The sequence below is a fragment of the Paenibacillus wuxiensis genome, from assembly GCF_040195695.1.
Lineage (GTDB): Bacteria > Bacillota > Bacilli > Paenibacillales > Paenibacillaceae > Paenibacillus_B > Paenibacillus_B suaedae.
Genome location: NZ_JBEFZI010000011.1, coordinates 78756 through 98497, shown reverse-complemented (window position 1 = coordinate 98497; position 19742 = coordinate 78756). Strand labels below are relative to the sequence as shown.

Annotated in this window: 17 protein-coding genes; 14 read left to right on the top strand and 3 right to left on the bottom strand. The window is 45.7% G+C overall.

Annotation, left to right across the window (positions count from 1 at the left end; genetic code table 11):
• Positions 1 to 83 precede the first annotated feature (83 nt).
• From ABN764_RS23875 to ABN764_RS23865, 3 genes are read right to left on the bottom strand one after another with little or no spacing between them, the layout of a single operon-like run.
• The gene (locus tag ABN764_RS23875; RefSeq protein WP_446673303.1) at positions 84 to 1163 is read right to left on the bottom strand and encodes a Ger(x)C family spore germination protein; all 1080 of its coding nucleotides are present in this window, start codon (positions 1161 to 1163) and stop codon (positions 84 to 86) included.
• A gap of 15 nt (positions 1164 to 1178) precedes the next feature.
• The gene (locus ABN764_RS23870; protein ID WP_174808472.1) at positions 1179 to 2303 is read right to left on the bottom strand and encodes a GerAB/ArcD/ProY family transporter; all 1125 of its coding nucleotides are present in this window, start codon (positions 2301 to 2303) and stop codon (positions 1179 to 1181) included.
• Positions 2273 to 3718 carry a spore germination protein gene (locus tag ABN764_RS23865; RefSeq protein ID WP_446673302.1) on the bottom strand — a complete coding sequence of 482 codons (1446 nt, stop codon included), beginning with the start codon at positions 3716 to 3718 and terminating at the stop codon, positions 2273 to 2275. Before ABN764_RS23865 ends, ABN764_RS23870 begins: the two co-directional genes overlap by 31 nt.
• 319 nt (positions 3719 to 4037) lie before the next feature.
• Between ABN764_RS23865 and hemE the strand changes: the two genes are divergently transcribed.
• The 14 genes from hemE to ABN764_RS23795 all read left to right on the top strand — a co-directional run bounded on the left by hemE (position 4038) and on the right by ABN764_RS23795 (position 19741).
• A complete protein-coding gene (gene hemE, locus ABN764_RS23860) occupies positions 4038 to 5087 on the top strand; it encodes a uroporphyrinogen decarboxylase (RefSeq protein ID WP_021253265.1) in 1050 nt (349 codons plus the stop codon).
• A 32-nt stretch (positions 5088 to 5119) separates the two neighbouring features.
• Positions 5120 to 6064, top strand: coding sequence for a ferrochelatase (gene hemH, locus ABN764_RS23855; protein ID WP_446673301.1), 945 nt, complete (start codon positions 5120 to 5122; stop codon positions 6062 to 6064).
• A 26-nt stretch (positions 6065 to 6090) separates the two neighbouring features.
• Positions 6091 to 7569: a protoporphyrinogen oxidase gene (gene hemG / locus ABN764_RS23850; RefSeq protein ID WP_446673300.1), complete on the top strand. Its 1479-nt coding sequence runs from the start codon at positions 6091 to 6093 to the stop codon at positions 7567 to 7569.
• Between the two features lie 459 nt (positions 7570 to 8028).
• Positions 8029 to 9282, top strand: a complete 1254-nt coding sequence (locus ABN764_RS23845; RefSeq protein ID WP_446673299.1) for a CapA family protein — start codon at positions 8029 to 8031, stop codon at positions 9280 to 9282.
• A 67-nt stretch (positions 9283 to 9349) separates the two neighbouring features.
• Positions 9350 to 10033, top strand: a complete 684-nt coding sequence (locus tag ABN764_RS23840) for a fumarylacetoacetate hydrolase family protein (RefSeq protein ID WP_446673298.1) — start codon at positions 9350 to 9352, stop codon at positions 10031 to 10033.
• 442 nt (positions 10034 to 10475) lie between these two features.
• Positions 10476 to 11015, top strand: a complete 540-nt coding sequence (gene loaP, locus ABN764_RS23835; protein ID WP_268626481.1) for an antiterminator LoaP — start codon at positions 10476 to 10478, stop codon at positions 11013 to 11015.
• Between the two features lie 350 nt (positions 11016 to 11365).
• Positions 11366 to 12145: a 4'-phosphopantetheinyl transferase family protein gene (locus tag ABN764_RS23830; RefSeq protein WP_446673297.1), complete on the top strand. Its 780-nt coding sequence runs from the start codon at positions 11366 to 11368 to the stop codon at positions 12143 to 12145.
• The gene (locus tag ABN764_RS23825) at positions 12145 to 12822 is read left to right on the top strand and encodes an MBL fold metallo-hydrolase (RefSeq protein WP_446673296.1); all 678 of its coding nucleotides are present in this window, start codon (positions 12145 to 12147) and stop codon (positions 12820 to 12822) included. Before ABN764_RS23830 ends, ABN764_RS23825 begins: the two co-directional genes overlap by 1 nt.
• A 55-nt stretch (positions 12823 to 12877) precedes the next feature.
• Positions 12878 to 13846, top strand: a complete 969-nt coding sequence (locus tag ABN764_RS23820; RefSeq protein WP_446673295.1) for an acyltransferase domain-containing protein — start codon at positions 12878 to 12880, stop codon at positions 13844 to 13846.
• Positions 13847 to 13867: 21 nt separating this feature from the next.
• On the top strand, positions 13868 to 16180 hold the full coding sequence (fabD, locus tag ABN764_RS23815) for an ACP S-malonyltransferase (protein ID WP_446673294.1): 2313 nt from the start codon (positions 13868 to 13870) through the stop codon (positions 16178 to 16180).
• 24 nt (positions 16181 to 16204) lie between these two features.
• The gene (locus ABN764_RS23810) at positions 16205 to 16444 is read left to right on the top strand and encodes an acyl carrier protein (protein WP_268626484.1); all 240 of its coding nucleotides are present in this window, start codon (positions 16205 to 16207) and stop codon (positions 16442 to 16444) included.
• Between the two features lie 5 nt (positions 16445 to 16449).
• On the top strand, positions 16450 to 17715 hold the full coding sequence (locus ABN764_RS23805) for a beta-ketoacyl synthase N-terminal-like domain-containing protein (protein WP_446673293.1): 1266 nt from the start codon (positions 16450 to 16452) through the stop codon (positions 17713 to 17715).
• A complete protein-coding gene (locus ABN764_RS23800; RefSeq protein WP_268626486.1) occupies positions 17712 to 18944 on the top strand; it encodes a hydroxymethylglutaryl-CoA synthase family protein in 1233 nt (410 codons plus the stop codon). Before ABN764_RS23805 ends, ABN764_RS23800 begins: the two co-directional genes overlap by 4 nt.
• A 2-nt stretch (positions 18945 to 18946) precedes the next feature.
• Positions 18947 to 19741: an enoyl-CoA hydratase-related protein gene (locus ABN764_RS23795; RefSeq protein WP_268626487.1), complete on the top strand. Its 795-nt coding sequence runs from the start codon at positions 18947 to 18949 to the stop codon at positions 19739 to 19741.
• Position 19742: the final 1 nt, after the last annotated feature.

Sequence of the window (19742 nt, the reverse complement as noted above, 5' to 3'; positions counted from 1 at the left end):
CCGATGTGCCAGCAACTGGTATCAGTATACCATATTGTACTATAACAATGTTGTCATATTGAAAGGTGTCGTGCCGATCAATCTTACACCTCGTTAATTTTCGTGAAACTCACTGTGCACCGTATGTTGGATTTCGCAAATCGCTCCGGCCATTCTTCCCCTTTAAAAGCGGGGTACCCGATTTTATTGCGCACATGCATGCCTACTCCGAGGCAATCTGTCCGATTCTCCTGCAGAAAGTGAATGACTTGCTCATACTTGCGCTGAAGCTCTTTGGCAATGTTTGTTGAAGTGCCGACTTTATTGTTGCCGAGCTCGTTCAATGAAGAGGTGGTGGCTCCTTTGATGGTAAGCACGATTTCCACCTCTGGATGGGGATCTGTTCGAAGGACTCGAATTTCCCTTCTGACTTGAGCGTTCTCAATAATAAGCGGCTGGGTGGTGTTAAGATGCTTCTCAGCGATATACAGTGGGGCAGTCATCCGGTTATGACGCATAGTGAGCATAAAGTTGACATCCTCCTCAGGTATGGTTGCGACCCAATTTCCATTACGGAATAATGCCATTCCATGAATAGATACATTATTATTATCGAACCTCGCAATCGAACAGATAGGCTCAATTCCGTCATCCAGATCATCTCGGATAAAGTTGAAGAGCGAGGACAAGGTTAAATTTTTGTTTTTGTGAAGCTTCATCAGCAATTGATATAGTGGCAGATTCAGCTCTTCCTTCGGTGCTTGGAGGATAGAGTTCGCCTTGCCCCGTACCATGAGCAGGTTAGAAGTGAGCGGGAACTTCGAATCATAGACGAGATGTCGAATGGCATTCACCGTTTGTTTCCCGACCTCTTCGCCGAATAAGATGTTGCGTAATTGTCCAACCACGAGCTGAGATTGCGTCAATAAATTGAAATGATTCATTGCTCCTTGGAAGTCCGGTGCTTCCAAAATCGAGTTCCATATGATTGACTTTTTTCCATTGGCTTCTTGAGGAAAGCTGATGCCATATTCGTAGGGCTGTTTCGTTCCGGTGTCGACGGTAATCGTCTGAATGAAACCAGCCTCATTGACAATAATCTTCTGCTGGCATCCGGTTGTTGCAATCCAGGTACTCAAGATGATCCCAGTCAAGACAAGCTTTCTAGTGGGTATAATCTTCATGTGATAACCTCCAGTTCACGGCTGTGGGCAGGCGGATTCGTGCATGGACGTATCTTCGTGCTGCATGGCAGAGCGCGTCTTATCATTCCGGACTGGTAGTATCCAATACAGCATAATGAGGGTGAAAATAAGAATCCAGTCTCCGTAAGCGATGATCTCGTTAACAATGTTGAACTGTTCAACTGAAACGGGAGCAAGCAGAAGCAGCGCACACAACAGTCCTAACAGAAGGAATACTGGCCGTTTGCATTCCTGCAACTGATATTGCATGATGGCTCGCGAGGCGCTCCATATGTACATCGCGGCAGAGACAACAGCTGAGAACATCATGAAAATAAATAGCAAGTCGGTAATGTTCTCTAATGCTGTCAATCGGGAGCCGCCGTATAGTCGAAGCACCGGATATCGCATTGTACTGGATTGATGCAGCGGAAGCATGCCCTGGACTAGCAAGCAGTACATGAGATAGTAGGCAGCTACGAATCCATTGAATAGGAGCACGGATCGGAACCATTTCGTCCTGTTATCCAGCAGCGGAGCCATCATCATTAATAGCTCAAACCCGAAGAACGAACTCATGATTTCTCCGATGCCTTTTGCTGTTGGCTGGGCTTGATAAAAGATAAATGGTGTAAGTCTTGCAATCTGGAAATCGGTGAACTGCAACAGCTCCAATCCGATAGACCAGCATGTCAGCGCCAGAAAAATAATAGAAGCTTTGGACATCGTATAAGGGCCGAGCCATGCACAATATAACGCCGTCCCCAATACGATTAAGCTCAGTGTATTAATGCTCACAGAAGTATCGTTCGTATATTGAAATACAAGGGTGTAGGAGTGAATCACAATATACACGATGCTAATGAACTGGATGCCAATAAAGGTGAGAAGAGGGACAGCCACATACTTAGGCAGCTGCTCCGTTATGAGCTGAGGGATGGATCGAAATTCTTGTCTTCGCATCCCATAGTACATCACGATAATGTGAAGCAGAGACAGCAAGTAAAAAACCGGAATCATAATCCAGCTGTTCGTTCCAAATTGCTGTGCCATAAGGTTAGGCAATTGAAAAAACATAACCCCGCGCTGTGCCATATAGATGAGAATACCTACTCCCCAGGCTTTGCATGTTGGTGACAAGACTGCACCTCCGATTTCATCTCATGTTTACTTCCGTCACCCGCCACAACATCAGTTGCTGGGTGCGCCACAGATTGCGGCATTAGGGATCGGGACAAGAACATATAAAAGGGCACTCCATTTAAGTAGATATACTCCCGATTGATACTGCGCAGATGGCATAGGTGCACAATGAAGACGATGAAGAACACCATCAGCCCGAAGTAGCCAAGAAAGCCGGCTAACAGAATCGCAACAAAGCGCAGCAGGCGCAGTGAGGTCTCCATGGTATAATTCGGCACGATGAAGGAGGACAACGCACCGGCCGCAACAGAGACGATAAGTACATTCCCGGCTAGTCCAGCTTGAACAACGGCTTGTCCAATAACGAGACCGCCTACGATACCGATAGTCTGTCCAATCTTCGTCGGCAGCCGAACTCCTGCTTCTCGAAGCAGCTCGATGACAAATTCCATCAGCAGCGCCTCAATCATCGGGTCAAAGGGAACAGACGAGCGTGAACTAACAATGGTCTTCAGCAACGTAGCCGGAATGAATTGATAGTGATAGGTTGTAACCGCCACATAAAAAGCACTAAACATAATAGAAAGCATGAAGGCAGCTAAACGCAGAAAGCGGATAAAAACGCTGAAATGCCATCTCTCATATGCATCCCCTGTTGATGCGAAAAATTCCAAGAAACGTGCAGGAGCCGCCATCACGGAAGGGCTGTTATCCGTAATTAGCGCGATTTTGCCAAGCGATAGACAACTAGCAATTGCATCAGGCCGTTCTGTATCGTACCACTGTGGGAAAAATGAGTACGGCGAATTCTCCAAATGTTTAGCAACTGTATTTCCATCCATCACTTCATCCATTTGAAGGAACTGCAGTCGGCGATTGATTTCTTCAAGTGCAGACTTATCCACTTTCCCTTCCAAGTAAACCAGGTAAACGTATTGAGTACATTTGTGTCCGATGTCTATTTGCTTCACTTTGAGGTGAGTTGTGCGCAAACGCTGGCGCAAGAGAGCGATGTTGGTGCACGCATCTTCGATGAAGGCGTCGTGTGGGCCCGTGATTAAGGTTTCTCGCTCTGTAGCGCCAACGGGTCTAGTCGGGGCGCCTCCAGAGGCAACGGTATACAGTTTTGAACGGTATACCGCACCAATCTGACCTTCCAATACGGAAGTGATGAAGCAGCGTTCGCTTGCTGCTGGGCTAGGCTCATTGACGGCTTGCCATGTGGACAACATTCGCATAATGCTCACATCCGTTGGATTATCCTCGAAGAAAGAGGTCACAATTTGTTGAAATTGCCTTCCATCAAGTAGGCGATCAAAGTAATATAGCGTTACTTCTCCGTCACCATAAGAACGCACGGTTAAGTCATCGCAATCATGAAATGCGTCATTCAGCTGCTGAAGCCAGTCCATAAGTGCTGTCCCTCCTATGTGTCCCTAATCCATGAGCATATGATGTGCAACATTATAAATTTTATGAAGGTAAGGTTGTCTCGAATGTGTCCATGTTCAAATTTGAATACGCAGAATGAATGCAGAGAAGTGGTGGAATATCGGCAAAGGAGGGGCATGTATGATAAAATGTCAAAGTCTGTTCATTTCCGGACGTCGATTGTCAACAGATTGTCATAGCTTCGAGAGATGGTCTGGTTGTGGTCGTTCTGGAAAACGGGCATAATGGAAGCGTCAGGTTGTAACAATTTGCACAATACCGTTCGTTCGGAGGGTATCTATGACTTATAATGATCGTTTTATCCGCGCATGCCGCAAACAATCAGTAGATCGCTTGCCAGTATGGTATATGCGCCAGGCGGGTCGCTATGATCCGGAGTATCGCAAGATTAAGGAGAAGTACAGCTTACTTGAAATATGCCGCCAGCCTGACTTGGCTGCGGAAGTGACGATGATGCCAGTGAAGAAGCTTGGTGTCGATGCCGCTATCCTCTACTCAGACATCATGAATCCAGTCGCATCGATGGGTATTGATTTCGATATTGTAGCGCAGGTTGGTCCAGTTATTCATAATCCGATCCGCACTGCTAAGGATGTTGAGCGCTTGAAGCCAGTTGATCCAGAAGGAGATCTTGGGCATATTCTCGAGACAATTCGGATACTGGACGCGGAGCTGAACGTACCGTTGATTACATTTACGGGAGCACCGTTCACGATTGCGAGCTATCTCATTGAGGGACGGCCATCGAAGTCCTATATTCGGACGAAGACGATGATGTATGAAGCGCCGGAAGTATGGTTCGCTCTTATGGACAAGCTGGGCGATATGGTTATTCGCTATATTCGTGCTCAGATTGCGAATGGGGGCAAGGCATTCCAGTTATTTGACAGCTGGGTGGGCTCCTTGTCGCCACGTGATTACGTGAGATATGTCCTCCCTGTTATGGAACGAATATATTCTGAATTATCTGATTTGGGTGTGCCAAGCATCTACTTCCCAGGCGTTAGCTCAGGTGAGCTGCTGCCGTATTTGCATGAGCTGAAGGCTGATGTGATCGGACTGGATTGGCGTGTGTCGATTGCAGAAGGTCGCAAGCGCTTGGCTGGCAAATATGCGGTGCAAGGCAATCTTGATCCGTACCTGCTGACCGGTCCGATGGACATTATTCAACGTGAAGCGGCTCATATTATAGACGAAGGCGTGAAGGAGCCAGGTTATATATTCAACCTTGGACACGGACTATTCCCAGAGGCATCACTAGACAAGCTGAAGCAATTAACGGAATTTGTTCACTCGTACTCGGCTGAAGCCATTGCTTCTCGTAAATAGAACTTGGCAGTAAATCACGATGGAGGTGGCGCATGAGTAAGAGAAGAGTAGGCGTCCTCGTCATGTCTTACGGGACACCACGCAGCATGGAAGAAATCGAACCCTATTACACGCACATCCGGAGAGGAAATCCGCCTTCTGCCGAGCAGCTTGCTGAACTACAAGAGCGCTATGAAGCAATTGTAGGCGGTGTATTTCCACTTCGTGAGCATACGGATCGCCAAGTCGCTGGCTTGCAGCTTGCTTTGGATCGACTCACGGAAAATACAAATGTACAGTATATGTGCTATCAAGGGTTGAAGCATGTTCAGCCTTATATAGAAGACGGCGTAGCAGCAATGGCGCACGATGGTATTACGGAGGCCGTCAGTATTGTACTGGCTCCGCATTACTCCGTGATGAGTGTCGGCAGCTACAATAAACGTGCTCAGGAAGAGGCGGAAAAGCACGGTATCCGGATGAAATGTGTGAATAGCTATCATCTGCATCCGGAACTTATTGATGCGCTTGCGAAGCGAGTGAATGAGCAGCTGGATGCATTCGTACAGGAAGGAGTGGATCGTGAAGCGGTTGAGGTGCTGTTCAGTGCCCACAGCTTGCCGGCACGAATACTGGAGATGAACGATCCATATCCAGATGAATTGAATGCAACAGCTGCAGCTATAGCCAAGCAGTGTGGGTTGAAGGATAGCCAATGGCGCTTTACATGGCAAAGTGCAGGCCAGACTGCAACACCATGGCTTGGCCCAGATATATTAGACACGCTGTCCACTGTTGCGGACGAGGGAACCAAGTGGGTGCTGTCTGCACCGATCGGATTCGTATCCGATCATTTGGAAGTCCTGTATGATTTGGACATTGAAGCACTTCAGAATGCACAGAACTTGCAGCTTGGCTTCAAGCGCATTCGCATGTTGAACGACGATCCACAATTCATGTCGGTATTGGCCGACACGATTATGAAATTGGATCAATAGGGAGCTAGAGAAAGAAGGGGCGTAACATGAACTGTTCGCGGGATCTGGTCATCATCGGCGGGGGAATAACGGGGTTGTCCGCTGCCTACTACGCGGCAAAGAAGGCGGTAGAGAACGGACGAACTCTGAATATAACTATCATTGAGCAAGCAACACGACTTGGAGGCAAGATCGAGACGTTGCGCAAGGATGGATGTGTTATCGAGAAGGGACCGGATTCCTTTCTCGCCCGTAAGATGCCGATGATCGATTTAGCACGCGATCTCGGACTGGAGACGGAGCTTGTAGCTACGAATCCACATGCCAAGAAGACATACATTGTAAGGCGGGGGGTTATGCATCGCATGCCGCCAGGCCTTATTCTTGGAATTCCTACTGAGCTTACTCCATTCGCGAAGACAGGCCTTATTTCTGTCATGGGCAAACTCCGAGCGTTGATGGATTTGTTCAAGAAGCCGCGTATGTCGACTGAGGATGAGTCGCTAGGCTCATTCTTGGAGCGGCGATTAGGTCATGAAGTGATGGAGCACATTGCAGAGCCGCTGCTTGCCGGTATTTATGCAGGTGATATGAGCAAGTTGAGCTTGCAGCAGACGTTCCCGCAATTTGCTGAAGTGGAACGGAAGTATGGTAGTCTTATCAAGGGAATGATGGCAAGCCGGAAGGCTGGACAGAATCTCCCTGGATTGCCGGATGTGGCAAGAGGCTCCACCTTCTTAACGTTCCGCAGCGGACTAACCTCACTTGTTGAGCGCTTGGAGGATGTGCTGCGAGAATTGAAGGTGAATGTTCAATTGGGCGTGAGTGCTGACCGATTCGAGAAGATGGAAGATGGCCGCTATCGCATCCATCTCCATGATGGGAGCCAGATAGAGACGTCCTCAATCGTGGTCACAACACCATCGTACCATGCTTCGACCTTCTTAGAGGGACATGTGGATACATCTGCACTACAGGCGATTGAACATGTATCGGTTGCCAATGTTGTCAGTGTATTCGAACGCAGTGTGGTGAAGAAGCCGATGGATGGAACTGGCTTCCTCATCTCACGCAAAGAGAAGCGAGCCATAACGGCTTGCACGTGGACATCGATCAAGTGGCCCCATACTTCAAGAGGGGATAAGCTTATCGTTCGCTGCTACATTGGGCGAGCGGGAGATGAGGAGCGTGTCGACTGGCCGGATGAAGCGCTGAAGCGCACGGTTCGCAATGAATTGCGAGACCTTATGGGAATTACATCCGAGCCGGAGTTCGTAGAGGTTACGAGACTGAAGCACTCGATGCCGCAATATCCGGTAGGACATGTGCAGGCGATTCAGAAGCTGCGCGCGTCCGTTGGAACTCAATTGCCAGGTGTATTTCTTGCGGGTCAACCCTATGAAGGGGTTGGCATGCCAGACTGTATTCACAGCGGGCGAATGGCGGGTGAACAGTCCGTTGCAATCTTAGCTGAGACTGCTTCAGAGAACGGCATGCCGACAGCATGTGCGAGCAGCATGGCCTGAACGCTTGCAGAAGCTTGCAGTTCCTGACATACTGGCATGATAAAATGAGTGCGATATCGTACGTATATAAATAGTTCGTGATAATTAGGAGGTCGTGTATGAACACGGCCTCTTTTTTTGTATTGTTCATGCAGTGCAAATTGGTGCAAAAAGATAGATGTTTGTCCATGAGACTGACTAACATCTGCTGGAACTAGAACTAGAACTAGAACTAGAACTAGAACTAGAACTAGAACTAGAACTAGAACTAGAACTAGAACTAGAACTGGAACTGGAACTGGAACTGGAACTGGAACTGGTTGGACTTAGAATGTAGTTCATTCGTTCCTCGTTTGGGTATAGGCAGAGTAGAGGGAGTTGAAAATGCTTCTTTGCCGAGGCTATCGTACCCTTGTTATAATAGAATTAGCATGTATTGGATCTAACCATACAAAAAAATGAACATACGAAGGAGGGCTTATGGAGCTATCAAGAACGGAACGTCACAAGCAGCAGCGAGAGCAGCGTCAGAACAGGAAGCGGAAAGCTGTATGGGGATACAGTGTTCTAGGTATTATCATCATTGCAGCGGCGCTGTTTGCATGGCAGGGGAAGTTGTTCGATTTGGGTGGAACGGAAGCACAGGATGGAATAACAGCTCCTGTCGGAGATAAGTCAGGGACAGGCGGACAAGATCAGACCGCAGAAGGTGCGGATGACTCGAAGGATTCTAAGGACGCCAATGCGGATGATGCAACAGCAGTGCCGGATGATAAGAAGGAGCCGACAGTTCGTCTAGCCTTCGTAGGTGACATGATGATGTCAGGTCGCGTTGAGGATGTTGTGAAGGATAAAGGGTATGACTTCCCTTATTATTATGCGAAGTCACTGCTGCAGGATGCGGATCTTGCGATTGGAAATTTGGAGACGCCGCTCACGACTGGTGGTTCTCCAGCAGACAACAAACTGTTTGTATACAAATCGTCTCCGAAGATGGCACAGGCAATGGCTGAGGCGGGAATCGATATTGTCAATTTGGCCAATAATCATTCGATGGATCAAGGTGAAGAAGGGCTGCTTGATACATTTAAAGCATTAAAATCTGCTAACATTGCTTACATAGGAGCTGGAAGCAATTCCAAAGAAGCCTATACGCCGCATATTGTAGAGCGCAATGGCATTACATTGGCATTCTTGGGACTTAGTCGAGTCATTCCGGACGACACCTGGTATGCGTGGAAGAACAAGCCTGGAGTAGCGACAACCTATGAAGGGACGAAGGAGCGGGCGGCAGAAGCAATCAAGTCCGCCAAGAAGGAAGCGGATATTGTTGTCGTGATTGCACATTGGGGAGAAGAACGGACGGACGAGCCGAATGCGAAGCAGAAGGAGCTGGCGAAGCTGTTCGTGGATTCCGGAGCAGACCTCATCGTTGGCGGCCATCCCCATGTCGTGCAGGGCTTCGAGCAGCAAAAAAACAGCTGGATTGCATACTCAATGGGCAACTTTATTTTTACGCAAGCAGAAAACCCAAAAACCTGGGAAACGATGGCGCTTCAAGCGGAATGCAAGAAGGATGGGAAGTGCGAGCTTAAGATGACCCCGTTCTTTACAAACGTAGGGCAAGCTATTCCACTCGAAGGTGAACGAGGGCAGAAGCTAATGAAGCGGGTGCAGGAAATATCCCCGGGCGTCCAGATCGATCAGGGCGGGAACATACGCAAAAAGCAATAATTCATAATTATTCAAATTTAAATTAATACGGACAGGAAAACACCGAACATTTATGGGGGAGAAAAGCATGAATCCGAATTTAAGTACGCAAAGCTTTGACAAAAGTAATTATTCATTCATTCGAAATGTATATTGCATAGGCCGCAATTACCGCCTTCACGCTGCCGAGCTTGGCAATGAGGTTCCTCAGGAGCCTATGGTATTCATGAAGCCCTCTCACGCGGTTACGGATATTTCAGAGATGATCGATCTGCCGCTGCCGCTACATCTTGGAGCCGTACATCATGAGCTCGAGCTGGTACTTCGAATCGGGAAGCCTGTACAGAAGGGAATGAATGCCGACGAGGTAGTTGATGCCTACGCACTTGGAATCGATTTTACGCTGCGCGATGTTCAGGATGCGCTCAAGCGCAAGGGGCATCCGTGGATGGCCGCAAAAGGAGTCTTGAACTCCGCGCCGATTACGTCTTTCCGTCCTTATCCGGGAACAGAGGCATTGTTGCATTCCCCATTTAGCCTGCGTAACAATGGTAAGGAAGTGCAATCAGGTTCGGCGGGTGATATGATCTTCTCGTTTGATGCCCTTATTTCCTATATTGCCGATCATTATGGGCTGGGGGTAGGAGATCTGGTGTTTACTGGAACGCCTGCAGGTGTGGGATCTGTACAGGCTAATGACGAGCTTTCGCTCATTATGGATGGTGAAATGCTTGGCAGATGCCGCATATGCGCTATGGATCAGGCCATTTAAACGATTTGGATGTTAACTCGATTTGTTGAAAATAGCATGGATAAAAACCATAAATAGTTTCATTTTTTAAAGCCCGTTTTCGGGCTTTTTATTATGTTTGGGAGAACAAAATGATACTTTTATACAATCAAAAGCAGGAATTGACAATATCTTGGATAATATGTATTTGAACTTAAGAAAAATAGGGAAAGGAGGAGATTGCATGAATGTCTATAAGATTGAAGAGCATTGACTACATAAAGATGTAGTTACATTTACTACGTCTCGAGTAATTTTCAGCACCGACTCCGCAGAATGATATCAACAAACTTCAAATGAACTCTCCTACAAACTAGACATCATGCGTGTTGAGTTACCGATTTCGCAGTAGAACGTTTTATTCTGTGTCTTTCATTTTGATACAGATACTGTCATGATTCATATTGTTGTGAGGGGACTAAAAATGAAATGGTATGCATTAAGTGTTGAAACGGGTTGTGAAGAGATTGTTCGAGCAATTATACGTCGTGATTTTGATCCGTCCATATTACATGCGATTGTTCCTAAGAGAAGATTATGTGAAAAAAAACAAGGCCATATTCATTATGTTGTCAAAACGATGTTTCCCGGTTATCTTCTCATACGAACTGCAATGAATACAAAAACATACTACAAGCTTCGAGAGGTGCCGAAGGTTTACAGTATTCTAAATAATTCTCAAATACAACGTAAGATATATTGTAGCGATGATATTGTTTCTATTTCCAATATTCCTGAAGAAGAAGTCTCTATTTTATTTCAATTGCTTGATAGAAATCATATTATTAATTTATCGGGCGCAATTGTCATAAATTCACGAGTTCAAGTAAAATGTGGTCCGCTAAAGGGGATGGAAGGTATTATTCGGAAAGTGGACAAACGGAAAAATCGAGCTAAAATCTCATTAAGCTTTCTTGGAAGTGAAAGGCTTATCGATGTAGGACTAGAAATACTTCAACAATAGGCAGAGTTTTAAGCTAAGGGCATGTCGCTTCTGTACTTCTAGAAAAAAATGATATGTTTAATATCGTAAGTTTATAGACATTGTCGAAATTTGCAAAATGTCATTCCTCTTTTAATTGGGGAATGACATTTTATAGTGCTGAAGAACAATAAGGTAATGGTAGATTTTACATAAGAAAAATGTTCCATTTTCAAAAAAGCTGTGATATACTGTTGTATAAGATGGTATTTTGTATATATTTGTCAATGTGTGTAAAAAATTTGCTGAAAATCAACCGTTGTTTCGGCACGTTGATAGGTAGGCAAATAATATAAGGAACCTCAAAATCTTGTTTAATGGTGGCTGATGCTATGAGCTATGCATCATTTGGACAACGGATTGATTTACGCAGAGACATGGTTAAGTTAAATGCTGCGTTAAGTGTTGTCCACATTGGAAACAGTGAGAGTGGGGTTGAACTAGCAAAACGTGTCCTTCACCCAAATGAAAGCGCTTACCTAGAGGAGCTGCGCTTTGATCGCCGTAAAAAAAGCTACATAGCGGGGAGATATAGCGCAAAGCGGGCCGTAACAGAGCTGATGCCTACCTTAAGATATCAAAGTATTTTTGTCGAATCGGGTGTATTTGGGCAGCCTTTTCTAGTGTTGGAGCAAGCGTCTAATTTGCAAGTAAGCATCACGCATAGCGGATGTGTTGGAGCGGCAATTGCTTTTCCAGAATCTCACCCAATGGGGATCGATCTAGAGTTTATGAATGACGACAAGCTCGGAATCATGGAAAGGCATATGACGGCACAAGAGAGAGGATTCATTAACAGGGTAAACTGCTCATATCCATTACTGGTTACTATGCTTTGGACGTCGAAGGAAGCATTGTCCAAAGTGTTGAGGACAGGCCTGACTGTGTCTATGGGACTGTTAGAGATACAAGAGATCAAGGAATGTAACGGAGTTATTCGGTGTACCTATTCCCAATTTCCACAATATGCTTCAAGTTCTTATGTGTTAGGGCATTATGTATGTACGATTGTGTCGCCGAGAAATACAAAATTTGATGTGAATTTGGCTTCGTTGCAGGGAATTGACTCTATTTTATCCTGCTCCTGCCATACAGAGGGAATGAATACATAGTGGGGAATCGATATCAGGTTTATCAGTTTAAGGTTCGCAGGTATCCGTTCATCAATTATTGCTATTTGGTAGTTGATGTGGCAACGAAGCAATGCTTGCTAATTGATCCTGCTTGGGAGCCTGTAACGATTGAACAGGCTATTGCAAATTTGGGTGTCGATTTGGTCTATGTTCTGCTTACTCATTCCCATAAGGATCATGTCGATTTGGCTGAATGGTTTGCAGTTGGCCATCATGCGGAAGTGTGCATGCTTCATGAAGAGATTTCCTATTATCGGTTTTCTTGCACGAACTTAAAATCATTGCAAGACGGAGAGCGATTGTGGTTGGGAGAGACGGAAATTAGAACACTCCATACCCCTGGTCACACAATAGGAAGCGCATGCTATCTGCTAGAAGATTGCCTATTTACTGGCGATACGATTTTTATTGAAGGCTGCGGTACTTGTGATACGGATGGAGGAGATGCATCCGCTATGTACGACAGCATACAACGCATCAAACGAGAAGTCCCGCCACGGGCGCGCATTTACCCAGGGCATTCCTATGGGAAGGAACCCGGTTATCCTCTCAGTTATTTATTGCAGAACAATATCTATTTTCAAATTTCAAACAAAGAGCAGCTTGTGAAATTCAGGATGAGAAGAAATCAAGATCATTTGTTACATTTCAAATAAGCTCTATATTTCTAAAAGTCTGAAATGTCGAAAATCGATTTGAGGGTGATATCCGGTGGCTTCAAAAAAAGTAGTGTTTATGTTTTCAGGGCAGGGTTCCCAATATTACCAGATGGGGAAGCAACTGTATCATGAATACGGGGTGTTTCGAAGATGGCTCGACCACTTTAATGAATCTGCAATTAAATTTAGCGGAATTTCAATTTTGGCAGAGTGGTTTGCAACTGACAAAAAGATAAGCGATTCATTTGACCGGACGATTTATACGCATCCGGCCATTTTTATGTTTCAGCTTGCTTTATCAAAATTGCTGCAATCTTTCACAATTCATCCAGATGAAGTTATTGGAAGCAGCCTGGGAGAGTTCGTAGCTGCAGCCACCGCGGGGACGTGCGACGAGGATATGGCATTCGAAATGGTGCTTAGACAAGCGCATTGCCTGGAATCCAATTGTGCACAAGGTGGAATGATGGCGGTGATCTCAAATGAACAGGACGCTTTTGATCCTGTTATTCGGTACAATTCCGAGCTTGTTTCCCTGAACGGAAATCATTTTGTTATCTCCGGCGATAGAAGGGGGCTAGCGGAAATTGAATGGAAGTTGAAACAGCGAAATATTTCATGTCAGATGCTTCCCGTTAGCTATGGCTTTCACTCGAAGCATGTAGATGAAGCGGCATCCGATTATCTAGCCTATCTGAGGACATTGGACTTTATCTTCCCAAGAGTTGATTTTATTTCTGGTTGTGAAGGGGGAAGAAAAAAGCGATTCGAACATGATTACTTTTGGAGAGTAGTCCGTGATCCCATTTTATTTCCAGATGCCATTCGTAACTTGGAACGAGAAGGAGAGCATCTTTATTTAGATCTAAGTCCCTCGGGATCGCTCGTTAATGTCGTGAAGCAGTGCCTATCAAGTTTATCCCGATCGGAATGTATAGCAGTGTGGACGCCTTATCGTCAGATTGAATCGTTTCCAGAACAATTGGACTCGCTCTCTTTCAAGCTGTCTCAATTTAAATGATTATTGAAAAGGTGGGGTATAATGGCGGTTTATTTATTTCCAGGTCAAGGTTCCCAACATATCGGGATGGGTAAAGATCTTTTTGACCAGTTTCCTGACATTACTTCCTGCACAGACGATATATTGGGTTATTCCATTCGAACGTTATGCTTGGAGGATCCTGACCGGCAATTAGGACAAACACAATATACGCAGCCAGCTTTATATACAGTAAACGCATTAAGCTATCTCCGTCGGTTGCAAGAGTCGGAACAAGAACCGCGCTATTTGGCAGGACATAGTTTAGGGGAATACAACGCACTTTTTGCTTCTGGGGCTATCGATTTTGCTACAGGTCTTCGTCTAGTTAAGAAAAGAGGCGAGCTTATGAGTCAGGTTTCCGGTGGAGGCATGCTTGCCGTAATCGGGCTCAATGCTGATCAAGTCGAAGCGGTAATCAAGGAGAACCGCCTGTATTCCATTGAAATATCGAATTATAATGCTGATTCCCAAATCGTCGTAGGAGGACCGCAGGGCGAGATAGAGCGTGCGCTCCCGCTATTTGAAGCGCGTGCCAAAATGTGCATTCGGTTAAAGGTTAGTGGAGCATTCCACACCAGCTATATGAATGGAGCAAAAGAGCAATTCAAGCGCTATATGGAATCTTTTGAGTTTGGCCAGATACGAATACCCGTCATATCCAATCTGACGGCAAAACCGTACGGACAGGATGAAATCAAAGCGAATCTAGCCGAGCAAATTACGGCTTCGGTAAGATGGAATGACAGTATTCGATATCTTATGAGGCTTGGAGAAACTGAATTTTCGGAAGTTGGGCCGGGAAATGTGCTCACGAAGTTAATCGGAAAAATTCGTGAGGAAGAAAAGACTGCAAATACAGCGGAGGGGGTCGGGAGATCATTCTCAGCAGAAACTGTTACCGTTCAGCCGATCGAATGGGAGCGAGGATCCAAGCCTTCTTATGCTGCGTTGCCACAAACTCACCGAATAACGGCAGAAATGTTAGGGAGCAGCGAATTCAAGCAAGACTATAAATTGAAATATGCGTATTTGTCCGGAGCCATGTATAAAGGGATCGCATCTCCTGAAATGGTCATAAAAATGGGCAAGTCCGGAATGATGGGTTTTCTCGGTACAGGCGGGCTGACGCTAACGGAAATCGAGGCCGCAATCCGGAAAATCCAGAGCGAATTGACGGAAGGGCAATCATACGGGGTAAATTTGCTACATAATCCGGCAAACCCGAATGCAGAGGAAGAGGCATGCCGGATATACATGAATTGCGGCGTAAAGACGATTGATGCATCAGCTTTTATGAGCATTACGCCGGCTTTGGTATTATTCAAAGCACGAGGATTTCATTATGCCCCAACGGGAGAACTTGTCAGCAGCAACAAAATAATAGCCAAAATATCTAGGCCAGAGGTTGCCGAAGCGTTCCTTAGTCCGGCTCCTGAGCGTATCGTCAAAAAGCTGCTTCAAGAAGGTAAAATTAGTCTGGAGCAAGCAGAGAAAGTAAGCATGATGCCGATGGCGGATGATATATGCGTGGAAGCGGATTCCGGTGGACATACCGATCAAGGAGTCGCCTATGCGCTTATGCCTGCAATTATCAAACTTAGAGACCGGATGATGGAAAAGTATCAATACCGAAAAAAAGTCAGGGTTGGTGCAGCAGGAGGAATCGGTACACCGGAAGCCGCAGCCGCAGCTTTTATCTTAGGTGCGGACTTCATCATGACGGGTTCCATTAATCAATGCACGGTAGAGGCTAAGACCAGTTCTTCTGTTAAGGAACTGTTGAGCAGTATTAACGTTCAGGATACGGATTATGCTCCAGCCGGGGACATGTTCGAGATAGGCGCGAAGGTGCAAGTGCTGAAGCGGGGGGTGCTTTTTCCAGCCCGAGCGAATAAGTTGTACGACTTGTATCAAAAGTATTCATCTTTGGATGATATTGACGATAAAACAAGGAATCAAATTCAAGAAAAGTATTTCAAAAGGTCTTTTGATCAAGTTTATAACGATTGCAAGCAGTATTATCCTCCACAAGAGATTGAAAGGGCAGAGCGAAATCCTAAGTATAAAATGGCCATGGTTTTTAAGTGGTACTTTGCATATTCCACACGATTGGCACTGCAAGGGATAGAGGAGATGAAGGTTGATTACCAGGTACATTGCGGCCCTGCGCTAGGTTCCTTCAACCAATGGGTCAAGGGAACTTCGTTAGAGAATTGGCGGAATCGCCATGTTGATGAGATCGGCCATATGATGATGAAGGAGACAGCGCAGTTGCTGCAGTCTCGATTCAATCAATTAACAAATGTTCTGTAACGATGGAATGAGGAGGGGTTATAGTTGACACGAGAGTCGATATTTCAAATCATTGTGGAGCATATCCGCGAAGTGTTGCCTGAATTAGCCGGGGAACAAATTACTCAGGAAGACTCGCTGCGGGAACTAGGGGCGAATTCCGTGGACCGAATGGAAATCCTGGTGTCTGTCATGCAAACCTTGGGTGTTAAAATCCCTATGATTAAATTCGGAAAAGCATCGAATATTGGCGATTTGGTGCATATCTTCCAGGAAGGCAATTAAATCTAATGACGCAGATCGTAATAACCGGGATGGGGGTTGTAAGCTCTATCGGTCATCAAGTGGACGACTTTAGAGCTGGGTTATCTGAAGGTAAATGCGGTATTGATTTTTTGGATGAGATGGATTCTGCCAGTATCGGAGCTATGATTCGAAATTTCGATTTTCATGCTCTTTTCGATAAGTATCAATCTTGTTTGCCGGAAGATATGATTCAACGGGTTCAACTTGCGGTGAGAAGAACATCACTTGCCATGCAGACGGTCATTCTCAGCTCTATAGAAGCATGGTATGGCGCGCAGCTTCATGAATCACAGATTGATCCTCATCGTAGAGGCCTGATTGTAGCAGGAAGTAATCTTACTCAGCAAATTTCTTATTCGTTGTATGACCTGTTTCAAAGAGAACCCGAATATATATCACCGTCGTATGCATTACGTTTCATGGATACGAATTATGTTGGTGTATTGAGCGAAATATTCCAAATCTACGGTGAGGGATTTTCATTAGGAGCAGCTTCCGCGAGCGGTAATGCTGCGATTATTAAAGGCTGCCAACTCGTTAAATCGGGAGAAGTGGATGCATGCCTAATCGTGGCCCCGGTCGCGGATCTATCTCCGATGGAAATGAGAGCCTTTTTCAATATTGGAGCGTTAGGAGGAAGGACTTTTCAAAGTACGCCGAATCTTGCTTGCCGCCCCTTCGACTCCGAGCATGAGGGATTTATTTACGGCCAAGCTTCGGCGGCACTTATCGTGGAGAGCTTGGAGTCTGCTTTATCACGCAATGCCCCTATCCTTGGCTATATTTTGGGAGGGGCTTTTCATTTGGATGGAAATCGTCTGTCAAACCCTAGCGTCGAAGGGGAAGCACAGGTCATGGAACAGGCAATTAAGCGAGCAGGTGTTTCGCTGGACGACATTGGTTACATTAATACGCACGGAACATCGTCCCCGCTTGGAGATGTAACGGAACTGTTGGCGATACGAACTACCTTTGGGGATCGTGTATCTGACATATGGCTTAACGCTACCAAATCGCTAACAGGTCATTGTTTATTCAGTTCTGGCGTTGTGGAGGCAATCGCGTCTGTAATTCAAATGAACGAAGACTTTGTTCATCCGACATTGAACTTGAGCAGCCCAATAGAATCCGGCTTTCGGTTCTGCGTTGGAGCTTCTGCATCAGCTCGGCTGGATACCGTTATGAGTAATTCGTTCGGGTTTGGTGGAATCAACACGAGTATTATCTTTGGAAAGAGGCGGGGGCAATGAAAGTCGGAATTGAGGCAATCAACTTTTTTGGAGGGTCAGCCTGCATAGATGTCCGCTCTATTTTTGAAAAGAGGGGACTGGATTCGGGGCGTTACGACAATCTGATGTTAGATGCGAAGTCTGTTGCAATCCCCTGCGAAGATCCCGTTACGTATGCAGTGAATGCCGCCAAACCATTAGTGGATCGGCTGTCAGATAAAGAAAAGAAAATGATCGATTTATTAATTACTACTACCGAATCCGGAATCGATTTTGGCAAATCCATAAGTACATATGTACACGACTATTTAACTTTAAGCAATAATTGTCGGGTATTTGAACTCAAGCAAGCCTGTTATGGCGGAACAGCCGCACTGCAAATGGCAGCCAGCTATATTGTGGCTAGCTGTTTCCCAGGAAGAAAAGCGTTAGTCATTGCGACGGATATGGCGAAGCTGTCCGAAGATATGGATTATTTCGAAGCGTCCCAAGGTGTTGGAGCAGTAGCGATGCTTATTAGCGATCGGCCGGACATCATGGAATTGGATTTAGGAGCTTCAGGATACTATAGCTTTGAGGTCATGGATACGTGCAGACCGCTACCGGATATGGAAACCGGAGATTCAGATCTTTCGCTCCTTTCTTACCTGGACTGCTTTGAACAATGTTTTCGAGATTATGAAGATAAAGTAGAGAAGGTTGATTTTATGACCACCTTCGATAGCTTGGCATTTCATACGCCATTTGGAGGGATGGTTAAAGGAGCTCATCGGAAACTGATGAGAGAACTGTACCGTGCGACTTCTGAGGAAATCGAGAGTGATTTCCAAACACGTGTTATGCCTTCCCTAACTTATTGCTCAAAGGTTGGCAATGTCTATTCGGCAAGCTTGTATTTGTCATTATGCGGCTTAATCGAATACACGGCAATCCATGAAGAGAAGCGGATAGGGTTGTTCTCTTACGGTTCGGGCTGCTCGTCCGAATTTTTCAGCGGTCTTGTAGGACCAGGTTCCAAGCAAGAGTTGATGGAGATGAATATCGAGCAGCTTTTATCGAAAAGGCATAAATTATCAATAGACGAGTATGAGCGTTTATTGCTTCTAAATAAGGAGATTCCATTTGGAACGAGAAACCATCGCGTCGCTTTTGATGATTTTAATACAATTTACAGTCATTTTTATAAGGGAAGCGGATTTTTGGTTCTTCACGAGATCAATGAATACCACAGAGAGTATAGATGGAGCTGATCATGGAAAAAGGAAAATCCTACACCACTATCTCTTTACGTTCGTTGGCAGGTTGGCTTAGGGTAACTTTGGATCGGCCCTTGCAAAGGAATAGTCTGAATGCAACAGTGCTTCATGAAATGCATTCAATGTTGGATGATGCAGAGCAAGATCCCAGTTGCCGGATTATCCTCATCGAAGGACGTGAAGGGTTTTTTTGTACCGGAATGGATTTAAAATCGATCGTAGAAGAATCGGAAGCGGACACGGATGCGGGAAAAGAGTTCTGCGAGTTGTTCATGCATTTACTAAAACGGATCTCTACCAGTCCCAAAATCGTGGTAGCGTTTACTGATGGTGCGGTTATGGCGGGCGGCGTTGGCGTTGCTGCAGCATGCGACTTCGTGCTGGCTACTTCGCGCGCCAAGTTTAATTTGTCCGAATTATTATGGGGGCTTTTGCCGTCCATGGTTATCCCTTATTTGATAAGGCGAATCGGCTACCAGCGCGCATATACAATGACCTTGTCTACGCTGCCAGTCAGTGCCGAACAAGCATGCGGCTGGGGCTTGGTGGATGAAGTTACGGATCGTCCTGAGGAATACATCCATAAATTGTTCCAAAGAGTTGTAAAAATGGAAGAAGGATCGATTAAGAACGCAAAAGAATACTTTAGAAAAATGTGGTTGATATCCGACTCGATGGAACAAACAGCCATTGCTGCTACTAGCGGCTTATTGCAGCAGGGCAACGTAATGCAGGCGCTTTACAATTATGTACGGCATGATCGATTTCCGTGGGAAAAGCACGATCATTAAT

Bases quoted from the DNA above. Each gene is read 5' to 3' on its own strand.
- ABN764_RS23830 (WP_446673297.1), top strand. From the start codon at position 11,366: ATGAGCTATGCATCATTTGGACAACGGATTGATTTACGCAGAGACATG.
- hemH (WP_446673301.1), top strand. From the start codon at position 5,120: ATGAGTAAGAGAAGAGTAGGCGTCCTCGTCATGTCTTACGGGACACCA.
- ABN764_RS23805 (WP_446673293.1), top strand. From the start codon at position 16,450: ATGACGCAGATCGTAATAACCGGGATGGGGGTTGTAAGCTCTATCGGT.
- ABN764_RS23875 (WP_446673303.1), bottom strand. From the start codon at position 1,163: ATGAAGATTATACCCACTAGAAAGCTTGTCTTGACTGGGATCATCTTG.
- ABN764_RS23795 (WP_268626487.1), top strand. From the start codon at position 18,947: ATGGAAAAAGGAAAATCCTACACCACTATCTCTTTACGTTCGTTGGCA.
- fabD (WP_446673294.1), top strand. From the start codon at position 13,868: ATGGCGGTTTATTTATTTCCAGGTCAAGGTTCCCAACATATCGGGATG.
- hemG (WP_446673300.1), top strand. From the start codon at position 6,091: ATGAACTGTTCGCGGGATCTGGTCATCATCGGCGGGGGAATAACGGGG.
- loaP (WP_268626481.1), top strand. From the start codon at position 10,476: ATGAAATGGTATGCATTAAGTGTTGAAACGGGTTGTGAAGAGATTGTT.
- ABN764_RS23845 (WP_446673299.1), top strand. From the start codon at position 8,029: ATGGAGCTATCAAGAACGGAACGTCACAAGCAGCAGCGAGAGCAGCGT.
- hemE (WP_021253265.1), top strand. From the start codon at position 4,038: ATGACTTATAATGATCGTTTTATCCGCGCATGCCGCAAACAATCAGTA.
- ABN764_RS23865 (WP_446673302.1), bottom strand. From the start codon at position 3,718: ATGGACTGGCTTCAGCAGCTGAATGACGCATTTCATGATTGCGATGAC.
- ABN764_RS23800 (WP_268626486.1), top strand. From the start codon at position 17,712: ATGAAAGTCGGAATTGAGGCAATCAACTTTTTTGGAGGGTCAGCCTGC.
- ABN764_RS23840 (WP_446673298.1), top strand. From the start codon at position 9,350: ATGAATCCGAATTTAAGTACGCAAAGCTTTGACAAAAGTAATTATTCA.